This window comes from Bifidobacterium sp. LH_389, from assembly GCF_056357235.1.
In genome coordinates this window covers 1-20,742 of sequence record NZ_JBKEVR010000021.1, presented here as the reverse complement: position 1 = coordinate 20,742, position 20,742 = coordinate 1, and the positions used below count along the sequence as shown (strand labels likewise).

General features: G+C 65.6%; 11 protein-coding genes. 7 read left to right on the top strand and 4 right to left on the bottom strand.

Going from position 1 to position 20,742, the window contains the following annotated elements; all coding sequences use genetic code 11:
• Positions 1 to 565, top strand: a 565-nt coding sequence (locus AC1AZA_RS10840; RefSeq protein ID WP_476514668.1) for an AGE family epimerase/isomerase, incomplete at its 5' end; no start/stop codon positions are given.
• Between the two features lie 353 nt (positions 566 to 918).
• Here the strand turns inward: AC1AZA_RS10840 and fucP are convergent.
• From fucP to AC1AZA_RS10820, 4 genes are all read right to left on the bottom strand, one after another.
• Positions 919 to 2,310, bottom strand: coding sequence for an L-fucose:H+ symporter permease (fucP, locus tag AC1AZA_RS10835; RefSeq protein ID WP_476514667.1), 1,392 nt, complete (start codon positions 2,308 to 2,310; stop codon positions 919 to 921).
• Positions 2,311 to 2,385: 75 nt separating this feature from the next.
• The gene (locus AC1AZA_RS10830; protein WP_476514666.1) at positions 2,386 to 2,775 is read right to left on the bottom strand and encodes a VOC family protein; all 390 of its coding nucleotides are present in this window, start codon (positions 2,773 to 2,775) and stop codon (positions 2,386 to 2,388) included.
• A gap of 345 nt (positions 2,776 to 3,120) precedes the next feature.
• Positions 3,121 to 4,017: a carbohydrate kinase family protein gene (locus AC1AZA_RS10825; protein WP_476514665.1), complete on the bottom strand. Its 897-nt coding sequence runs from the start codon at positions 4,015 to 4,017 to the stop codon at positions 3,121 to 3,123.
• Between the two features lie 52 nt (positions 4,018 to 4,069).
• On the bottom strand, positions 4,070 to 5,287 hold the full coding sequence (locus AC1AZA_RS10820) for an ROK family transcriptional regulator (RefSeq protein WP_476514664.1): 1,218 nt from the start codon (positions 5,285 to 5,287) through the stop codon (positions 4,070 to 4,072).
• Positions 5,288 to 5,502: 215 nt separating this feature from the next.
• On the opposite strand from AC1AZA_RS10820, the gene AC1AZA_RS10815 reads away from it, so the two are divergent.
• The 6 genes from AC1AZA_RS10815 to AC1AZA_RS10790 all read left to right on the top strand — a co-directional run.
• A complete protein-coding gene (locus AC1AZA_RS10815) occupies positions 5,503 to 6,297 on the top strand; it encodes a copper homeostasis protein CutC (RefSeq protein WP_476514663.1) in 795 nt (264 codons plus the stop codon).
• Between the two features lie 199 nt (positions 6,298 to 6,496).
• Entirely contained in the window at positions 6,497 to 12,676 is a 6,180-nt protein-coding gene (locus AC1AZA_RS10810; protein WP_476514662.1) for an ExeM/NucH family extracellular endonuclease, read from the top strand.
• A 984-nt stretch (positions 12,677 to 13,660) separates the two neighbouring features.
• Positions 13,661 to 15,010 (top strand): xylose isomerase, encoded by a 1,350-nt coding sequence (gene xylA, locus AC1AZA_RS10805; protein ID WP_476514661.1) that lies wholly within the window; start codon positions 13,661 to 13,663, stop codon positions 15,008 to 15,010.
• Between the two features lie 382 nt (positions 15,011 to 15,392).
• A complete protein-coding gene (locus tag AC1AZA_RS10800) occupies positions 15,393 to 17,693 on the top strand; it encodes a glycoside hydrolase family 3 C-terminal domain-containing protein (RefSeq protein ID WP_476514660.1) in 2,301 nt (766 codons plus the stop codon).
• Positions 17,694 to 17,731: 38 nt separating this feature from the next.
• A complete protein-coding gene (locus AC1AZA_RS10795; RefSeq protein ID WP_476514659.1) occupies positions 17,732 to 19,750 on the top strand; it encodes a sialate O-acetylesterase in 2,019 nt (672 codons plus the stop codon).
• Positions 19,751 to 20,247: 497 nt separating this feature from the next.
• Positions 20,248 to 20,742 (top strand): carbohydrate ABC transporter permease (locus AC1AZA_RS10790; RefSeq protein WP_476514658.1); only part of this gene is annotated, 495 nt, incomplete at its 3' end.

Below are 20,742 nucleotides of genomic sequence, written 5' to 3'. Positions count from 1 at the left end.
GTACAACGCGGACAGCAGGGCGGACCAGTTCAAGCCGTACGGGGCGACGCCGGGTCACGGGATCGAGTGGTCGCGCCTGATCGTGCAGTACGCGCTGTCCGCGGGGCTGGAGGCTTCGGAGCGGGATCGCCTGGTGTCCGTGGCGGAGCGCTTGTTCGACCGGGCGGTGTCGGATGGGTGGGCGTCGTGCGAGGGTGGCCTGCCGGGGTTGGCGTATACGACGGACTGGCATGGCGTGCCGGTGGTGACGGATCGGATGCATTGGACGCTGGCGGAGGGGATCGATGCGTCGGCGACGCTGGCCAGGGTGACGGGCCGGGGCGTGTACGGGGATTGGTATGCGCGGTTCTGGGGGTATGCGGACGATTGCGTGATCGATCACGGGCTGGGTTCGTGGTTCCATCAGTTGGATGAGCGCAACCGGGTGGTCGGTACGGTGTGGCCGGGCAAGTCGGATGTGTATCACGCGTTCCAGGCGACGTTGATCCCGCGTCTGGATCCCGCGGTGTCGGTGGCGTCCGGGGTGAAGGCGCATCCGGGCCTGAACGGCTCGTACGCCGCATAGCGCGGCCGGAATGTCGCAGACTGGAAAGTTTGACCGCTTTCCGGCCGTTCTGAAACGTTCACAAGCGGTCAAACTTTCCAGTCTGCGAGTCGGGGGCGCACAGGTTGGACCGAGTGTGGGTCGCCAGAACGCACAGGACTTGTCCGAATCAGACATCGTTGCAATGACGCAAAGCGCCTGTGGGCCTTTCGGGAATGCCATTATTCTCGAAAGGCCCACAGGCGTATTCGGAAGGTCGTACGGGACCTTGCAATCGGGACCTTGCAGTCAGATGCTTGCCAAAGCCCGGAAGGAGTCCGGCCGGACTGCGTGGGAAGCCCCGCTGCGCTGCTGCGGTCCCGATGGTGCGTCGGCTACGCCGCCTCTGCTTCGTCCGCCGCCAGCTCGGCCATTTCCTTGAGCTGCTTGGGCGTGTACTTGTCCCGCTTGAACTCGGAGAGGAAGTACAGGCCCACGATGAGCAGCTCGACGGCCGGCAGGATGAAGGAGAACTGCATGGTGGTCGCGTCGGAGAGTGCACCCTGCGCCATCGGCAGGATCGCGCCGCCCACGAGGGCCATCACGATGATCGCGCCGGCGGTCTCCGTGTGACGACGGTCCTCCACGGTCTTGAGCGTACGCGAGTAGATGGTCGGCCAGCCCGGTCCGAGGAACAGGCTGACGATCACGGCCAGCCAGACCGCGGCCATGCCCGGCACGAAGGCGGTGCCGACGAGCACCGCGCAGCCGACGATCATGTACACGGCGAGCACGCGGGTCTCGCGGAACTTCGAGAGCAGGTAGCTGGCGGAGATACGGCCGGCGAAGAAGATGATGTAGCTGACGATCATGTAGTTCGCCGCATCGCGGTCGGAAATCGGGGCGCCGATCTCCTCCGAGATGTTGAGTGCCAGACGGATGGTGAACGACCAGATGCCGGTCTGCGCGCCGATGTAGATGAACTGCACGAGGATGCCCTGCCAGAAGCGGCCGTTGTGGAACAGGTAGGTCATGGTCTCGCCCAGCTTCGCCTTGGCCACCGCGCCCTCCTTGGTCTGCGGACGGCACTTGGGGAACTTCACCACGGCGAACAGCACGATGAACAGCAGCATGATGGCCATGACCACCATGTACGGCTGCAGCGTGCGGCTCAGCTGCTCGGAACCGAAGTCGATGGCGGCCTGCGGGTCGGTGGCGCGCAGACGCTGCATCTCGGTGTGCAGGTTGGAATCCTGGAACACCAGATACTTGCCGAGCAGAATGCCGGTGAGCAGGCCGAGCGCGTTCATGGTCTGGGCCACGTTGAGACGCAGCGTGCTCAGGCGCTTCGGGCCGAGCAGGGTGGCGTACGTGTCCGCGGAGGTCTCCAGGAAGCTCAGGCCGATCGCCTCCACGAAGATGGCGAACAGGAACACCTCGTAGGTGACCAGACGCGAGGCCGGGAAGAAGATGAAGCAGCCGAGCGCGAAGAACGCCAGACCGGTCATGATGCCCACCTTGTAGCTGGTCTTCTTGATGAACAGCGAGGCGGGAATGGCGATGATGAAGTACCCGGCGTAGAAGGCGGACTGCACGAAGGCGGTCTGCATGTCCGTCAGTTCGAACACGGCCTTGAACTGGGTGATGAGCACGTCGTTGAGGCTCGAGGCGATCGCCCAGAAGGCGAAGAGCACCGAGGTCATGGCGAACTGGAGGACCGGCGTGCGGTCGAGGTAGCCGTCGGGGCTTTCCACCCACGGCTGCTTGGCGGTTGCTGCGTTATTCATTGTTTCCCCTTTGAACATGATGACAACATGGTGACTGAAGTTGATGGCTGAGCGGATGCGAGGCCGGGAACGGCACTACATGATCTGGCAGAACTCGATGACCTCGTGGTTCGGGCCGAGCACGTTGAAGTAGCGGATGCCGTTGTCCCAGAAGGTGTCGATGTGCTGGATGGAGCCCTCCACGAGGTTTAGACCGAGCTTGACGGCCTCCTCGAACGAGGCTTCGATGTCCGTGGAATCCAGCGCGAAGTGGTTGATCGCACCGTTCTCCATGGGGGTGGGGTCCATGGTCCACACTTCGAGCGTGAGGTTGTTGAGGCGCAGGAAGGTGCAGCGGTCATTGCCGTTGGGGTAGATGCCCAGGCATTCGAAGCCGAGCTTCTCGTAGTAGGCGATGGTGCCTTCCAGATCGGTGGTGGGGATGCCGACGTGCTGGACGCCGGTGACCGTGTCGCGGATGGACATGGCGGTGTTCCTTTCTATGGGTGAAGGGATGGTTGATTGGCGACCGATTGGTTAAATCGATTGATGAATGTGTATCGTTTGACGTTCGGCCAGCGTTCTTCCGACGCGTGTGCGCCGACGTGATCGGTGGAACGATTGCCGTTGCGGTGGGGGTGGGAATGCCGTACGCCCTGTCCTCGGTCGGTCCGATTCGTGCGGGCGTCCATGCCGTCGTTGCGCGGAGCCGGAGGTGAGGGCGGAGTTGTGGTGGGATGGGGCGGGAGCGATCGGCGCTACCGTGCTGCTGCGCTACGGCGCGATCGCCCCCGCGTTGTCAGGAAACCCGGGGAAGGATGCGGGGCCGGCTCACTCGCCCGCGGCGGCCAGGTAGTCCGGAATCTGCTCCGGGTACTCGGGCCATGCGCCGTTCTGCGTGCACACGAAGGCGGCGGTGTTCACGGCGGCCTTGTGGGCCTCGGCCAGCGAATCGCCGAGCAGCGTGCGTGCGGTGAACGTGCCGGAGAAGGAGTCGCCGGCACCCACGGTGTCCACCACCTCGACGTGCGGGGTGGACAGGGTGGAGGACTCGCCGTTGCGGGCGATGATGGTGGAGAAGGTGGAGCCGCCGGTCAGGATGATGTAGTCCAGACCGTACTCGTTCATGAACCAACGGCAGGCTTCGTCGTCGGAGGTGCCGCGGATGTCGAACATGTCGCGCAGGAGCAGCAGCTCGGCGTCGTTGATCTTGAACACGGTGGCGAAGCCCAGCAGCTCCGCGATGAGATCCTTGGAGTAGTGGTCGCCCCTGAGGTTGATGTCGAAGAACTTCATCGCGCCCGGCTTGGTGTGCTTGAGCAGCTCGATGATGGTGTCGTGGGTCTCGGGGGAGCGCAGGGCCAGGGTGCCGAAGCACACGGCGTCGGCCTGCTCCACCACCTCGATGAGCTGGCGGGTGAGCAGCAGGTGGTCCCAGGCGACGCCCTTGACGATGGTGTACTCCGGGATGCCGTTCTTCAGTGCCACCTCGACGGTGGAGGTGGGCCACGCATTGCGCTGGATGATGGTGTGGATGCCGGCCTTTTCCGCCTCGACGAGCAGCTCGTCGCCGAGCGCGTCCTCGCCGACGGCGCTGATGGCCCAGCCGTCGGCGCCGTTCATCTTCGCATGGTATGCGAAGTTCACCGGGGCGCCGCCGGCGCGCTTGCCGGAGGGAAGCATGTCCCACAGGATTTCGCCGAGGGACAGAACGATGGGCTTGGACATGGGGTTTCCTTTCATTGGTGGTGGATGGTTGCGATGTTGTGCGGCGCCGCGGTTAGGCGACGTCAAAGAATATGGAGGGATGGTCAAGGAACTGCGTCACGGCCACGGCTGCCGATCCGGCCAGCGTGGCGTCCGCCGTGAGGCCGGAGAGCGTGATCGCGGTGCTGTTCACGATCTCCGGGATGGCCCGCTCGGCAACGACGCTGCGCACCTCGTCGAGCAGGATCCGCCCGCCGCCGGAGATGATGTCTCCGATGATGATGCGACGGGGGTTGAAGGCGTTGAAGATGATGACGCAGCCGTAGCCCACGTACCGTCCGATCTCGCGGACCATGGACTCCGCGCGCGTATCGCCGCCGTCGGCTGCGGCGAACAGACGGTTGCAGGCCTCGGCGTGGGTCAGTTCTTCGGCGTCGGGCACCACGGTACCGTCGTCCACGAGCATGGCGTGGATGGCGCTCGCGGAGCAGTAGCGCTCCAGACAGCCGTAGTTGCCGCAGTCGCAGCGGCGGCCGTTCACGTCGATGCTGATGTGGCCGATCTCCGTGGCCGCGCCGATCGCCCCGTTGACGAGCTGCCCGCCTTCGATGACGCCCAGACCCACGCCTTCGCCGATGAGGTAGTAGGCGAGGTCGTCCTCGAAAGGGCAATCCGGGTCGAACAGGCTGTGGGCGAGCACGCCCGCGCGGGCGTCGTGCTCGATAAACACCGGCACGGGGAAGGCGTTCCGGAACTCCTCAAGGAAGTTGACTTTGCGCCAGCCCTGCATGCCGGAGACCACCGCGATCCGACCCACGTTGCGCAGGTAGGGGCCGGGGACGGCCATGCCGACGGCCACGATCGCGCGGTCGGCGGCGATGAGTCGCTGCACGCGGACATGGATGTCCGCGATGGTGCCGGCGATGGTGTCGTCGCGGACGGTGGGCAGCGTTTCGGTGCTCAGCGGCGTGCCTGCGAGGTCGAACACGCCGATCTGCACCAGGGAGCGGGCGAACTTGACGCCGACCACATGGAAGCGCTCGACGTCGAGTTTCAGTCCGATCGACCGGCGGTTCTTGCGGCCCTCCATGTCGCCGGCCTCCTCGATCACGCCGGCCTCGATGAGTCGGGCGGTGATCTTGGTGATGGCCGCGGGAGTGAGCCCCAGAGCCTGGGCGATCTGGGCGCGGGAGCTGACGCCGTGGTGGTACAGATGCTGCAGGATGTTGGAGCGGTTGGTTTCGGAAAGGGCCGCTACGGTGTTGGTGTGCGGGGTTGCCGTTGTGTTCATCGTGACGCCTCCTTGCCGTTCGCTCGTCATTGAATCTGAACTTGGTTTATATATTAACCCGGTTAATTCTGGTTGGCAAATCGGTTGACGAAACCGATTTCATCGGCGTGTCGCGGCTTCGGCACGCCGAAAAACGGTCGTGGTCGAACCTCTTCGCCGCAATCTGTGTACACTCGACACACGGTTGTTCAATGAGGAACGAGATGGAGACGAAGATGAATACCACGGATCGTTGGAGTGACACCCAGGCGCAGCGCAACGGATCGGCGCCCCGCGTGGAAGTGATCGTACAGGACGTCGATGGGGCGAAGATCGCTCGGGAGGAGGGTGCCGACCGCGTCGAACTGTGCACCGCCATGGGTGCCACCGGCGGCATCACCCCCAGCTTCGGCCTCATCCAGCTGTGCTCCCACGTGGGCGTGCGGCTCGGCGTGCAGGCCCGCATCCGCTCGCGCGGCGGCAACTACGTATACGACGACGGCGAGAAGCGCGTCATGCTTGCCGACGTGCGGTCCTCCATCCTCGCCGGGGCGTCCGGTGTGGTGGTGGGCGCGCTGGACAAGTACGGCAACCTCGACGTGGCCTTCGCCAAGCGGATCTACGAGGCGGCCATCGACGAGGGGGAGCGGTGCGGCAGGCACGTATCCGTTACGTTCAACCGTGCGTTCGACATGGTGAACGACCCGTTCGGCTCGTTGGATATCCTGCGGGATATCGGCTACACGCGCGTGCTCACGTCGGGTGGGGCCTCGCGCGTCGAGGACGGTCTGGGGCGGTTACGCGAGCTGGTCGGCCATGCAGCCGGCGGCATCGACGTCATGGCCTGCGGACACATCACCCCCGACCTCGTGCGGCCCGTACTCGAGACGGGCGTGCCGTCCATTCACCTGTCCGCGCGCATCATCGTGGCCTCCGACGGCGGCCCGGGCGGCAGCGGCGACGATCCGGTCATCGAGCGCATCGACCGCGAATGGGTGCGTGCCGTGGTGGGTGCCGTCCACGGGCGGTAGGGCAGGCGTCCGGAACCGTTGCCGTCCGGCAGCGACGGTGATGTGCGGCAAGGGGCGGCTCGCCCGAATTTGCCATGAGTTTTCCCGGCGTTCACGGTCCCGTCCGTGGGCGTTCGCTTCACTTCCCTAGCGTGGATGGGGAAGAGGGGATGCCATATCCATCAGGCGCCCCGTGACAAGGAAGCAAGAGGGGAATTTCATGCCACGCATTTCGCAACGACTCGAGGGCGTACTGCTCTCGGCCGCGCTCATCGTGCCGCTCGGTGCGATCCCGGCGACGGCGGCGTTTGCCGACTCGCCGTCCGCGCAGGCTCCCGCCGCGCCCATCGCAGCAGCTGCAACCTGCCCCACCGGAGAGGCAACCATCGCCCAGATTCAGGGCACCACCGACGCCAGCCCGTGCGACGGCAAGACCGTGACCACCAAGGGCGTGGTCACCGCCGCCTACCCGGACGGCGGCTTCAACGGCTACACCATCCAGACCCCGGCCACCGGCGGCACGATTGACCTCGCCGCGCATACCGCGTCCGACGGTCTGTTCGTCTACGACTCCAAGAACGTCAAGTCCCTCAACATCGGCGACTACGTGCAGGTCAGCGGCAAGGTGAGCGAGTACAACGGCCTCACCGAGATCTCCGCCAAGTCCGTTGAGAAGCTCGCCGACAAGGCGCAGGCGCCGCAGCCCGCCGCCGTGGCGTTCCCGAAGACCGACGCCCAGCGCGAAAGCCTCGAGAGCATGCTCGTGGCCCCGCAGGGCGACTACACCGTCTCCGACGTGTACAACACCAACAAGTACGGCGAGATCGGACTGGCCGCCGCGGCCACCCCGTTCCTCAACCCCACCGTCAAGGGCCTCAAGGGCGATTCCAAGACCGGCGCCGCCTATCAGGCCGAGCTCGATCGCCTCGAGGCGGAGAGCGTGGTGCTGGACGACGGCTCCAGCCGTAACTTCCTGGACACCAAGTACACGGAGAACGCCGACGTGCCGCTGCCGTACCTGAGCAACGACAACCCGGTGCGCGTGGGCGAGAAGGTCACGTTCACCAAGCCGGTCGTGCTCGACTACCGCAACAACGCGTGGAAGTTCCAGCCGACCACCCGCCTGACCGGCGACAACGCCGCCGACGTGCAGCCGGCCACCTTCGCCAGCACCCGCACCGACGCCCCGGACCTCAAGGCCGTGGGCGGTGACATCCGTCTGGCCACCTTCAACGTGCTCAACTACTTCTCCACCACCGCCGACGAGACCGGCTGCGCCCCGAGCAACGCCTACAACGACCGTGACGGCAACCCGGTGACCGCGAAGAACTGCGACGTGCGCGGCGCCTGGAACAAGGAGAACATGGAGCGCCAGCGCGCCAAGATCGTCAAGGCGATCAACGGTCTGGACGCCGACGTGGTCTCGCTCGAGGAGATCGAGAACTCCGCCAAGGCCGCCAGCGTGGTGCCGAGCGACTTCAAGGGTAACCGCCGCGACTACGCGCTCTCCACGCTCGTGGACGCGCTCAACGCCGCAGCCGGCGCCGGTACCTGGGCCTACGTGCCCAGCCCGAGCGTGCTGCCCGAGCTCGATGTGGAGGACGTGATCCGCACGGCCTTCATCTACAAGCCCGCCAAGGTGGCGACCGTGGGCGAAACCCACATCCTCACCGACTCCGACGCCTTCAACGGCAAGAACGGCTACGAGCACGGCCGCCAGCCCGACGCGCAGGCCTTTAAGGCCAAGGACGCCGCCGACTCCGACGGCTTCCTTGTGGTGGCCAACCACTTCAAGTCCAAGGGCTCCGCCAGCAATGAGCAGAACCAGGATCCGGGCGACGGCTCCGGCAACGCCAACTACACCCGCCAGGCCCAGGCCGACGCGCTGCTCAAGTTCACCGACTCGGTGAAGGCCGAGCTCAAGCTCGACAAGACCTTCCTCGTGGGCGACTTCAACGCCTACTACGCCGAGAAGCCGATCCAGAAGATCGTGGCCGCCGGCTACACCGACCTGAGCGAACAGGTGAGCGAGAAGACCGGCAAGTACACCTACTCGTACACCGTGAAGGACGAGCAGGGCAACAGCAACGGCGGCGTCGGCTCGCTCGACCACATCTTCGCCAACGAGGCCGCGTTGAAGACCGTCTCCGGCGCGGATATCTGGAACATCAACTCCGTGGAGTCCGTGGCGCTCGAGTACTCGCGCTACAACTACAACGCGAAGAACCTGTACCGTGACGACCAGTTCCGCGCCTCCGACCACGACCCGGTGATCGTGGGCATCAACGCGGCCGCCGCGCCCGCCCCGGAACCGACCGAGAACATCATCAAGGACGAAGCCACCGCCGTGTTCCTCAAGCGCATCGACGTGGGCACCGACACCGTGACCCTCGGCTCCAAGAACGCCGCCGACGTGACGCTTGACGGCTGGAAGCTGCGCGACGACAAGGACTCCGCCGACCACACCTACACCGTTCCCGCGGGCACCGTGCTCAAGGCGGGCGGCGAGGTCGAGTTCAACCTCGACAAGCTCGCCAGCATCGGTCTGGGCAAGGAAGACAAGGTGCGCGTGTATGACGCCACCGGCAAGCTGGTCCTCCAGTTCGCATGGTCCGGCGACGACAAGAACGCCGTGTACGTGGCCAACTCCGACGCCGACGGCATGGTCAAGGAAGGCGACACCCCCACCGACCCCGACCAGCCCGGTGACAAGCTCGACGTGGCCGCATGGCCGGGGCTCGACACGGTGACCGCCATCGACGGCACCGACGAGTTCGGCGCGGGCCAGGCCACCGGCGAACACACCGACGGCAACCTCTCCGGTCTGGCGTACCAGCCCGGCAAGGACGGCCAGCCCGGCACCCTGTGGGCCGCGGACAACGACCTCAACCCCACGCTCGGCATCACCGGTCCGAAGGGCGCTGGCTCCATCAACAAGTTCGTCTACCTTGACGGCAAGTGGCAGCAGGATCCGAACGACGGCTGGAGCTTCGTCAAGGACGGCCAGACCAAGGGCGGCAAGCAGCTGCACTTCAAGGACGGCAAGGGCGGCGTGGACTCCGAGGGCATCGCACTCATCCCCGGCGAGAACGGCGTGGCCGATCCGGCCAAGGGCGTGTTCATTGGCGCCGAGCGCGACAACGAGAACAAGAATGTGCCCCGCCCCTCCATCCTCAGCTACGACGTGACCGCCGCGACCAGCGACGTGAACGGCGATGGCGCCCAGGACCTCACCGCCGCCCACGAGTGGAACCTCGTGAACGCGCTGAGCCAGTTCGGCGTGCAGCTCGAAGAGGGCGACGATGCGAACCTTGGCGTGGAAGGCGTGACGTTCATTCCCGACAGCGTCCTGACCGCCAAGCACTTCAAGGTGAACCTCTACCCGGACCACGTGACCGAGTACAACCCGGACGGCTTCGGCAACGACTACGGCGGCCTGTTCTTCGTGGCGCTCGAGAAGACCAACGCGATCTACGCGTTCGCCCTCGAAACCGTGGAAGGCAAGGACCTCGTGTTCCCCGTCTCCCAGTTCCCGCTGCCGCAGGCCGCCGCGAACGCCGGCTACTCCGGCCCGCGCGATCTGGTGTGGGACGCTGAGCACGAGCAGCTGCTCGCCGAGGGCGACAACACCATCGGCGCCGAGGAGAAGCCCACCAAGGCCCTGCTCGCCACCTACGAGTTCCAGGACGACGGCACGCTCGCCCTCACCAAGCTCACCGCCACGCCGACTGAAATCGCCTCCGGCAACTCCGAGGGCTTCGCCATCACCCCCGATGCGGAAGCCAAGAGCGTTGAAGGCGGCGAGGCCGGCAAGACCTACAAGCCCGTCTTCTGGGCGGACGACGCCGTGACCGACGGCCACTCGCTGCGCCAGGGCTACATCGAGGCCCAGGCCGCGCAGAAGACCGACACCACCATCAACCTGCTCAACTTCAACGACTTCCACGGACGCATCGACACCGGACTGACCGTGCCGTTCGCCGCGACCATCCAGCAGCTGAAGGGCGAATACCCGAACTCCTCGCTGCTGCTGTCCGCCGGCGACAACATCGGCGCCTCGCTGTTCAACTCCTCCGTGCAGCGTGACCAGCCCACCATCGACGTGCTCAACGCACTCGGCGTCAAGGCCTCGGCCGTGGGCAACCACGAGTTCGATCAAGGCTACGCCGATCTGACCGACCGCGTGATCGGCAAGGACGGCAAGCGCAACGCGCAGTGGGACTACCTCGGCGCGAACGTGTACAAGAAGGGCACCCAGACCCCGGCCCTGCCCGAATACAGCATCCAGGACGTGGATGGCGTGAAGGTGGGCGTGATCGGCGCGGTCACCCAGGAAACCAGCACGCTCGTCTCGCCCGGCGGCATCAAGGACATCGACTTCGGTGACCCGGTCGAGGCCGTCAACCGCGTGGCCAAGCAGCTCACCGACGGCAACGAGTCCAACGGCGAGGCCGACGTGATCGTGGCCGAATACCACGAGGGCGCCGCCTCCAACGAGGACGACGAAACCGGCAAGCCCACGCTCGACGAGCAGAAGGCCGCCAGCCCGGTGTTCACCAAGATCGTGGACCAGACCGACCCGGCCGTGGACGTGATCTTCACCGCGCACACCCACATGAAGTACTCGTACACCGACCCCGCCCACGACGGCCGCCCGGTCATCCAGACCGGCAGCTACGCCGCCAACGTGGGTCAGGTGGTGCTCGACTACAACAAGGACACCGACGAGGTGACCTACCAGAAGTCCGGCAACGTGGCGTCCCTCACCGCGCCGGAGGGCACCGACAAGGCCGACTTCGATGCCGAGCTCGCCGCCAAGGACGAGACCGTCGCCAAGGTCAAGACCATCGTGGACGACGCGCTCAAGGTGGCCGACGAGAAGGGTCAGGTCAAGGTCGGTTCCGTGGCCGCGGACATCACCACCGCCTTCAAGGACGGCAAGCGTGACGACCGTGCCTCCGAATCCACGCTGGGCAACCTCGTGGCCGACTCGCTGCTCGCATCCCTGTCCTCCGCGGACCGCGGCGGCGCCGAGATCGGCGTGGTGAACCCGGGCGGCCTGAGGGCCGAACTGTGCCGCACCGGCGCCAACGACGCCTGCTCGCTGGCCGCCGACGGTTCCATCACCTACGCGCAGGCCAACGCCGTGCTCCCGTTCCTCAACAACCTGTGGACCACCACGCTCACCGGCGCGCAGTTCAAGGAAGCTCTGGAACAGCAGTGGCAGCTCGACGCCGACGGCAACGTCCCGTCCCGCCCGTACCTGCAGCTCGGCCTGTCCCACAACGTGAGCTACACGTATGATCCGAACGCCGAGCAGGGCCACCACATCACCTCGGTGACCGTGAACGGCGAACCGCTCGACCCGAACCGCGACTACCGCATCGGCTCCTTCAGCTTCCTGCTCCAGGGCGGCGACAACTTCCGCGTGTTCGCTGCCGGCAAGGACACCAAGGACACCGGTCTGGTGGACCGCGACGCGTGGATCGAGTACATCGGCGCCAACTCGCCGCTCAAGCCCCGCTACGATCGCCGTGCGGTGGCCGTGACCGGCGTGCCCGCCGCGGACACCGCCGTGAAGGCCGGCACCTCGTTCACGCTGAGCTTCTCCAAGCTCACGCTCGCCTCACTGGGCGTGCCTGCGGAGACCAAGCTCACCGTGAAGATCGGTGACACGGAAGTCGGCTCGGCCGAGGTGAAGGACGGCGACACCGCCGAGCTCACCGTGACCGTGCCCGATTCGCTGGCCGCCGGTACCGCCACGCTCGTGGTGACCGGCGAGACCGACGGCACCGTGGTGACCCTGCCGATCACCGTGGCAGCCGGCGACAAGAAGCCCGATCAGCCCGGAACGAAGGTGGACCGCAGCAAGCTGCAGGCCGCCGTGGACGCCGCGTCCGCGCTCAAGGAATCCGACTACACGGCGGAGACCTGGTCCGTGTTCGCTGCGGCGCTCAAGGATGCGAAGGCCGTGCTGGCCGACCAGCAGGCCACCCAGCAGCAGGTGGATGCCGCCACGGATGCGCTGACCAAGGCGCAGGCCGGACTGAAGAAGGTCGAAACCGGTGAGCCTGGTGAGCCTGGTAAGCCGGGAGAGCCTGGCGAGCCTGGCGAGCCGGGGCAGCCTGGTAAGCCGGGAGAGCCCGGGGAACCGGGTCAGAACGGTCAGAATGGCCAGAACGGTCAGAACGGTCAGAATGGTCAGAACGGTCAGAACGGTAACAATGGCCAGCAGACCGGTAACCAGAACCAGCAGACCGGCCAGCAGAACAACAAGCAGAACGCCGGCAAGCAGCAGAGCAATCTGGCCCGTACGGGTGCCAGCGTGACCGTGGTGGCCATCGCCGCGATCGTGCTCGCTGCGGTGGGCGGTGCGTTCGCACTGCGCCGTCGCTCCTGACCGCCGGACGCGGTCCCGCTCGCTCGTAGCGGGATAGCCCCGGTCCCAGACAGTGAATCCGCTCAATCTGTGCCCTTGCAGAGCGCAGATTGAGCGGATTCTTTGCGTTGAGGGGCCGTCGGCCGCCATACCGCAATGGATTCGCTCAGTCTGGTCGTGTGCACGCACAGATTGAGCGAATCTACTGTGCGAAGGGACGTTTACTGCCGTATCGCAACGGGAGCAAGGAAGCTGTGGCGAGCGAGAACAGAGGTGACGGCGAATGCGACGAATCGGAGGCGCCGAGGGATTGATGATGCGCCACATGCTTTCGTGGATGTCGTGCGGCCATCGCCCGGGCTCATGGGAGCCGTTGTGGTGCTGACAACCGGTGTCCGGCCTTGCGACAGGAGGTGCGTCGGCCAGTTGTTTTCGGTGGCGGGGAATGTGCGGCCCGCGCATCGGGCGAGCGGGAGTAGCGGATCGGACGGTCGTCGATGACTGTTCGGTACCGTCCGTGGCCGAATGCGCATGATCGGTCCAACCTATGCCCGTGTTTTTGCAGCTTGGACCGATCGCGCGAAAAAACGGCCGTTTTCGGGGTCGAAAATCGCATGATCGGTCCAACCTGCGAATTTGGCCGCACAGGTTGGACCGATCGTGCAACATGACGCTCGATGATCGAGCACCACAACATCGGCCGTGAACAGTTTCGGCAGTGCGGCGCGGATCCGGCCCGTGGATCTGCCATGCGCAGCCCGTCGTGGCGGCACTGGTCCGCGCAAGGCTGGAGTGGAGAGCATTGACGCGCGTGAACCGAGCGCCGCGGCTGCTCATTGTCCGTGCGCTCGGCAGAAGGCGACACGCGCGGACACGCATGGGAAAGCAAATAAGTTTTTTGATTTGACAAAGATAGTGTGTTCGTTTTACTATCTAATCAACGCGGCGGGCAACGGTTCGCCGGGGCAATAGACAGCACGTCAGTCACCAGCAAAGGAGCAACCCATGGGTCTGTGGGATGTTGACAAGATCGAGTACGTCGGCCGCGAAAAGGGCCCCAAGGAAGGATTCGCCTTCCACTACTACGATGCCGACAAGGTCGTCGCCGGCAAGAAGATGAAGGACTGGCTGCGCTTCGGCGTCGCCTGGTGGCACACCTTCAACCAGGAGCTGGTCGATCCGTTCGGCACCGGCACTGCGCACCGTCCGTACTACAAGTACACCGATCCGATGGATCAGGCGCTGGCCAAGGTCGACTACGCCTTCGAGCTGTTCACCAAGCTCGGTGTCGAGTACTTCTGCTTCCACGACCGCGACATCGCCCCCGAAGGCGACACCCTGCGCGAGACCAACGCCAACCTCGACAAGGTCGTGGACAAGATCGAGGAGAATATGAAGGCCACCGGCGTCAAGCTGCTGTGGAACACCTCCTCCCTGTTCACCAACCCCCGCTTCGTGTCCGGCGCCGCAACCTCCCCGTTCGCGGACATCTACGCCTACGCCGGTGGCCAGCTCAAGAAGAGCCTGGAGATCGGCAAGCGTCTCGGCGCCGAGAACTACGTGTTCTGGGGCGGCCGCGAAGGCTACGAGAACCTGTGGAACACCGAGATGAAGCGCGAGACCGACCACATCGCCAAGTTCTTCCACATGTGCGCCGACTACGCCAAGGAGATCGGCTTCGACGCCCAGTTCCTCATCGAGCCGAAGCCGAAGGAGCCGACGCTGCACCAGTACGACTTCGATGCGGCCACCGCCATCGAGTTCCTGCGCGCCCACGACCTGACCGACGTGTTCAAGCTGAACCTCGAAGGCAACCACGCCAACCTGGCCGGCCACACCTACCAGCACGAGATCCGCGTGGCCCGCGAGGCCGGCTTCCTCGGCTCCCTCGACGCAAACCAGGGCGACAAGCTCATTGGCTGGGACATGGACGAGTTCCCGACCGACCTGTACGAGACCGTCGCCGTGATGTGGGAGGTCCTGCAGGCCGGCTCCATCGGCCCGCACGGCGGCCTGAACTTCGACGCCAAGCCGCGCCGCACCTCCTTCTACGAGGAGGACCTGTTCCGTTCCCACATCGCCGGCATGGACACCTACGCGGCCGGTCTGCTGGCCGCCGCCAAGATGAACGAGGACGGCTTCATCCAGAACCTCATGGACGAGCGCTACAGCTCCTACAACGAGGGCATTGGTAAGAAGATCGACGAGGGCACCACCTCGCTGGCCGAGCTCGAGGCCTACTCGCTGGACAAGCCGCAGTCCGAGCTCATCGCCGCCACCAAGTCCGATCACCTCGAGTCCGTGAAGGCCACGATCAACAACTACATCGTGGATGCACTGGCCGAAGTGCGCTGACGGCCCGGTGGACCGTCAGCCGGCCAGTGCCGAGGGATCCACTACGGATCCCGAGGAGGCATTGGGTCCGCGTAGCGGTCAGTAATTGCGGTTGCTGGCCGAAGTGCGCTGACGGTCCGAAGGGCTGCTTGCCTGACCGGCCGGGCGACGAGCCGCGGGACCGGCGATCCAATGGATTGCCGTCCTTGCGGTTCGCCGTCCGGCGCGGTAGCCGGCGGCATTCCGTTACTTTTCTTTCCTTCCTTTTTCCTATCGAGTGCGTCCGGTCGTCGTTCATCCTGCGGCCGGGCGCATTTCGCGTATCCGTTCCGGTGGAAACAGAGCCGTTCCGATCGGGCGGAACCGCGTATGGTCCGAACCTGCACATCCAATGGAGGATGCCATGCCCAACCCACACGCATTCCAACTCCCGTCGATTCCGTCCGATGGGACCGCTGCAGACAATCAGTCCGCCGCAGGAGATCGGCCCGCCGCGGCGAACCGGCCGGCAACGGTACGCATCACCCATGAGGAAGCCCTCGCCGAGGCGCGTGCCATCGTCTCCCGCATGAGTCTGGACGAGAAGATCGGACAGCTCAACTTTGACGCGCCGGCGATCGAACGGCTCGGCATCCCCGCGTACAACTACTGGAACGAGGGTCTGCACGGCGTGGCGCGCGCCGGCGTGGCCACGGTGTTTCCGCAGGCGATCGGGCTGGCGGCCATGTTCGACCCGGACGAGCTCGAACGGGTCGCGGGCGTGATCGCCGAAGAGGGGCGCGCCAAGTACAACGAGTACGCGGCGCACGGCGACCGCGACATCTACAAGGGGCTGACGTACTGGTCGCCCAACGTGAACATCTTCCGCGATCCGCGGTGGGGACGCGGCCAGGAGACGTACGGCGAGGATCCGTACCTCACCTCGCGGCTCGGCGTGGCGTTCATCCGCGGGCTGCAGGGCAAGGGGAGATACCTCAAGCTGGCGGCCACGGCCAAGCACTTCGCCGTGCATTCCGGCCCCGAGGCCAAGCGGCACGAGTTCAATGCGGTCGCATCGGCCAAGGACATGGCCGAAACGTATCTGCCCGCATTCCGTGCGGCCGTGGAGGAAGCCGACGTGGAGGCCGTCATGACCGCCTACAACGCCGTGAACGGGCAGCCGTGCTCCGTGAACCGCGACCTGCTGGTCCGGCGGCTGCACGGGCAGTGGGACTTCCGGGGGCACGTGGTCTCCGACTTCATGGCATTGGAGGACGTGCACGAGCATCACCGGTACACGGCGGATGCGGCCGAAACCATGGCGGAAGCGCTCAAGGCCGGACTGGACCTGTGCGCAGGCCGCTGTTCGGGTGCGGTGCGCGAGGCCGTGGACCGCGGGCTGGTGGGCGAGGCGGAGGTGACCGCGGCGGTGGAACGCCTGTACGCCACGCGCGTGCGGCTCGGCATGTTCGCCCCCGACTGCGAATGGAATGCCATAGGCTACGAGCGCAACGATTCGGCCGCCCACCGGGCCTACAACCGCGCGATCGCCCCCAAGACGTTCGTACTGCTCAAGAACGACGGCATCCTGCCGCTCGACATGGCGAAGCTCAACGCCATCGCGGTCACCGGTCCGAACGCCGACTCCGTGCCGGCCATCCTGGGCAACTACTTCGGCCGGCCGAGCCATAAATCCACCATTCTCGAAGGCATCGAACGCGCCTGCGGGGACGGCGTGCGCGTGTACTCCGGTCTGGGATGCTCGCTCACCGGCACGCACGCGGAATCCGGACTGTCTCGCGAGAACGAGCGCGAATCCGAGGCGGTGATCAACGCCGAGCATGCGGACGTGGTCATTGCCGTGATGGGCCTCGACCCGACCATCGAAGGCGAGCAGGGGGATGCCGGCAACTCCATGGGCGCGGGGGACAAGGCGGACCTGAGTTTGCCCGGACGCCAGCGCCATCTGCTCGAACGGCTGCTCGAGACGGGCAGGCCGGTGATCGTGCTGCTCGCCGCCGGCAGCGCGCTGAGCCTTGACGGGTTGGAGGACCATCCGAACCTGAAGGCCATCATGCAGGTGTGGTACCCGGGCGGCCAGGGCGGCGACGCCGTGGCGGACGTACTGTTTGGCAAGGCTGCGCCCTCCGGCAAACTGCCCGTCACGTTCTACAGGGACTGCTCCGCGCTGCCGGACTTCGAGGATTACGCCATGGCCGGGCGCACGTACCGGTACATGACCGGGGAGGCGCTGTACCCGTTCGGATTCGGGCTCACGTATGCGGATACGGCGCTCGGCGGGCTGTCCGTTGCCGTGGGGGAGGCTACGGATGCGGAAGAGGCACCGGACGGCGATGGCGATCCCGATCGCGCTCCGGCCCGCATCCGTGTGGCGATCGACGTGACGAACACCGGCGCGTGCAGCGAGGAACAGGTGGTGCAGGCGTACGTGCGCAACCTCGAATCCCCTCTGGCACCGCGCAACGGGCAGCTTGCCGGATTCCGCCGCGTGGCGCTGGCCCCCGGGGAGACGAAACGCGTTGCATTCGCGTTGGATCCCGATGCGTCCACCGTGGTGGACGGGCGCGGCGAACGGATTTGCGACGGCAAGCGGTTCGACATCGCCGTGGGCGTCAGCCAGCCGGACGACCGGTCCGTGGCGCTGACCGGCGTGGCCCCGCTGCGCGCTACGATCGAACTGACGGATCAGCGTGCCGACCTGTGAGCAGGGTGGCCAAGGCGGACGCTGGGAAAGGAACTGCCATGACTGATATGACCACAAGGATCGTCCCCGCTGACGCGGCCGGTGCATCCGGTGCATCCGGTGCATCGCGTCGCAGCACGTTGCGTTTCTCCCCGCTGTTCGGCAGCGGAGCCGTTCTCCAGCGCGACAAGCCGATCCGCGTGTGGGGCGAAGCCGCAGCCGGAGCGCACGTGCGCGTGACGATCGACGGAGTGGAAGCGACCGCCGTGGCGGAGTCCGACGGCACATGGCAGGCCACGCTGCCGCCCCACCCGGCCGGCGGGCCGTACACGCTTGTGGCACGGACCGATGCCGACATCGACTCCGACTGCGATGGCAATGGCGGCGGTGACGGCGACGGGAAGGTGATCGCGAACGACGTGCTCTACGGCGACGTGTGGGTGCTCGGCGGCCAGTCGAACATGCAGCTGTGGATGGGTCGGCTCTACGAACGCTACCCGGATGAACTGGCGCAGGCGCGAGACGGGAACGTGCGGTGCTTCATCGTGCCCGAAGCCGAGGATTTCCACGGACCGCGGCGCACGATTGACGGCGGGTCATGGCTGGTGGAGGGGCGCGACGACTATGCACCCGTGTCCGGAGTCGGCTATTTCTTCGCCAAGCGGCTGCGAGAACGGGCCGACGTGCCGATCGGCCTGCTGCAGACGGCGATCGGCGGAACGGTCATCGAAACATGGACCGCCGAGGAGTGGGTCGATCGGCTCGGCCTGCTGCCCCCGGACCACGACCGGTGGCGCAACGACGACTACGTCCGGGGGATCGCGGAGCGGTACGAGGCCGACTTCGCCCGGTACGAGACTGCCGTGAACGCCATGGACCGCGGACTCGCCGAAGGCTGGGGCGGCAAGGACTTCGACGATTCGGCGTGGGACGAACTGGCGCTCGCGGACGCGTATGCTCCGCACCCGGCGCTGAGCGGGGCGGCCGTGGTGTGGTTCCGCAAGACGATCGACGTGCCGGAGCGGCTCGTGGGCCGCAGCGCACGCATGTTCTTCGGTACGCTGACCGATGCCGACGACTGCTACGTCAACGGCGAGCTCGTGGGGAGTACGGGGTACAAGTACCCGCCGCGTAACTACGTCATTCCGCGGCTGGCCGCGCGCACGACCATCGCGTTCCGCCTGCGCATCGATACGAATCAGGGCGGCGGGTTCCGCTTCGGCAAGCGGCATCGGATCGTGTGCGGCAACGACGCGGACGTGATTGACGTGGACGCCATGGGTCCGTGGCGGTACGCCGTGGCCGCGCGCACCCCGGAGGCACCCGCGCAGACGTTCCTGTCCCGCTACGCCGCTTCCTGCTACAACGGCATGATTGCGCCGATCGGCCGGTACGGCGTCAAGGGCGTGCTGTGGTACCAAGGGGAGTCGAACGCGTCGCGCACGCCGATCCGCTACGCCGACAAGATGGCGGCGTTGATCCAATGCTGGCGCGAAACTTTCGGAGAGCCGAACCTGCCGTTCCTCTATGCGCAGCTGCCGAACATCGCCTTCGAGGCGCGCGGCTGGGCGAAGTTGCGTGACGAGCAGCGCAAGGCTCTGGCGGTGGGCAATACCGCGATGGTCGTATTGCTGGGCGCGGGGGAGGACAACGACCTGCATCCGCTGGACAAGGACACGGTCGGCACGCGGTTCGCTCGGGCGGCCGAGGTGCTGGCGTACGGGGCCGACCACGAGGCCATGGGACCGATCGTCTCCCGGGCATGGCTTTCCCAGGGTGCGATCACGCTGCGGTTCGCGCATTGCGGCGGCGGGCTGGCCACCGACGGGACGGCGCTCACGTTCGAGGTGCTCGATGCGGGGGCGGATGGCCGATCGGTGTGGCGCCCGATGGACGGATACGTATCGAGCCCATCCACCGTGACGATTCCGCTGCCGTGCGACCGCCGGTTCGGCGAGGATTCGCGCATCCGCTACGCATGGGGCGATTCGCCGCGGCCCGTGCTGCGCAGCCGCGAAGGATTGCTGGCCTCCCCGTTCGAGGTTGAGCTGGAAGTGGCGAACATTGCCGAACGATAGGCGGCACAAGGGTTGACGGGTGCCCGGCGGGCAGTGATGGCCGCCGGGCACCGCTGTAAGTTCACTCAGTGAACGAATCTGCAGCAACTCATGGCAACGGAATGTCGGGGCGTCGCAGGTGGGGGACATACTGAAACCGTGATGCAGCGAAGTCGGCTGCAGGCGTGATGACGATGTCCGCGAAACCGGCGTTGTCGCGTCCGGTGATCGGCTGAGTTGCCAGTAAGGTGATACGAATCGCTGCTTCGAAACTTACGAAACAGTTAGTGAAATTATTTGACTAATTGCTTCGAAAGCGTTATAGTGGTTCTCGTCATCGGAACGCACAACCGCTGAGACGGCGACGTCTCTGGCCATTGTTGACCAAGCGGTGCGTGTTCTAAAAATTTCGGGAAAGGAACCGCGATGAGTGATGGCCTCATCATTCGTCAGGCTGAACGATCGCTCGTGCCGGCAATGACCGCCTGCGTGACGATCTCCAAAGGAGGTGTGGTGGCATGAGTTATGCTGCTGAGTTTGCGTCGTTGGTGAGGAACCGGGGGAAGCATGATTCGTATACGGACAACAGGCCCGCGTACGCGTTCCTTGCCCCGTGGATCGTGGGCGCGGTGTGCCTGTCGTTGTTGCCGATGGTCGTGTCGGTGTATCTGTCGTTCACGAAGTACAACATGCTCACGAGCCCGAGGTTCATCGGGGTGCAGAATTTCGCGAACCTGATGAAGGACACCAGGTATCTGCATTCCCTGCAGGTGACGTTCACGTACGTGATCGTCTCGGTCCCGCTCCAGCTGCTGGCCGCGCTCGCCCTGGCGGTGGTGCTGGATCGTGGCATGCGGGGGCTCACGTTCTACCGTTCGGCGTTCTATCTGCCTTCGATGATGGGTGGTTCGGTTGCTATCGCGGTGTTGTGGAAGATGGTGTTCGGTGCGGACGGTCTGTTCAACCGGTTCATGAACGTGTTCGGTTTGGGGCTCACGCAGTCGTGGGTGGCG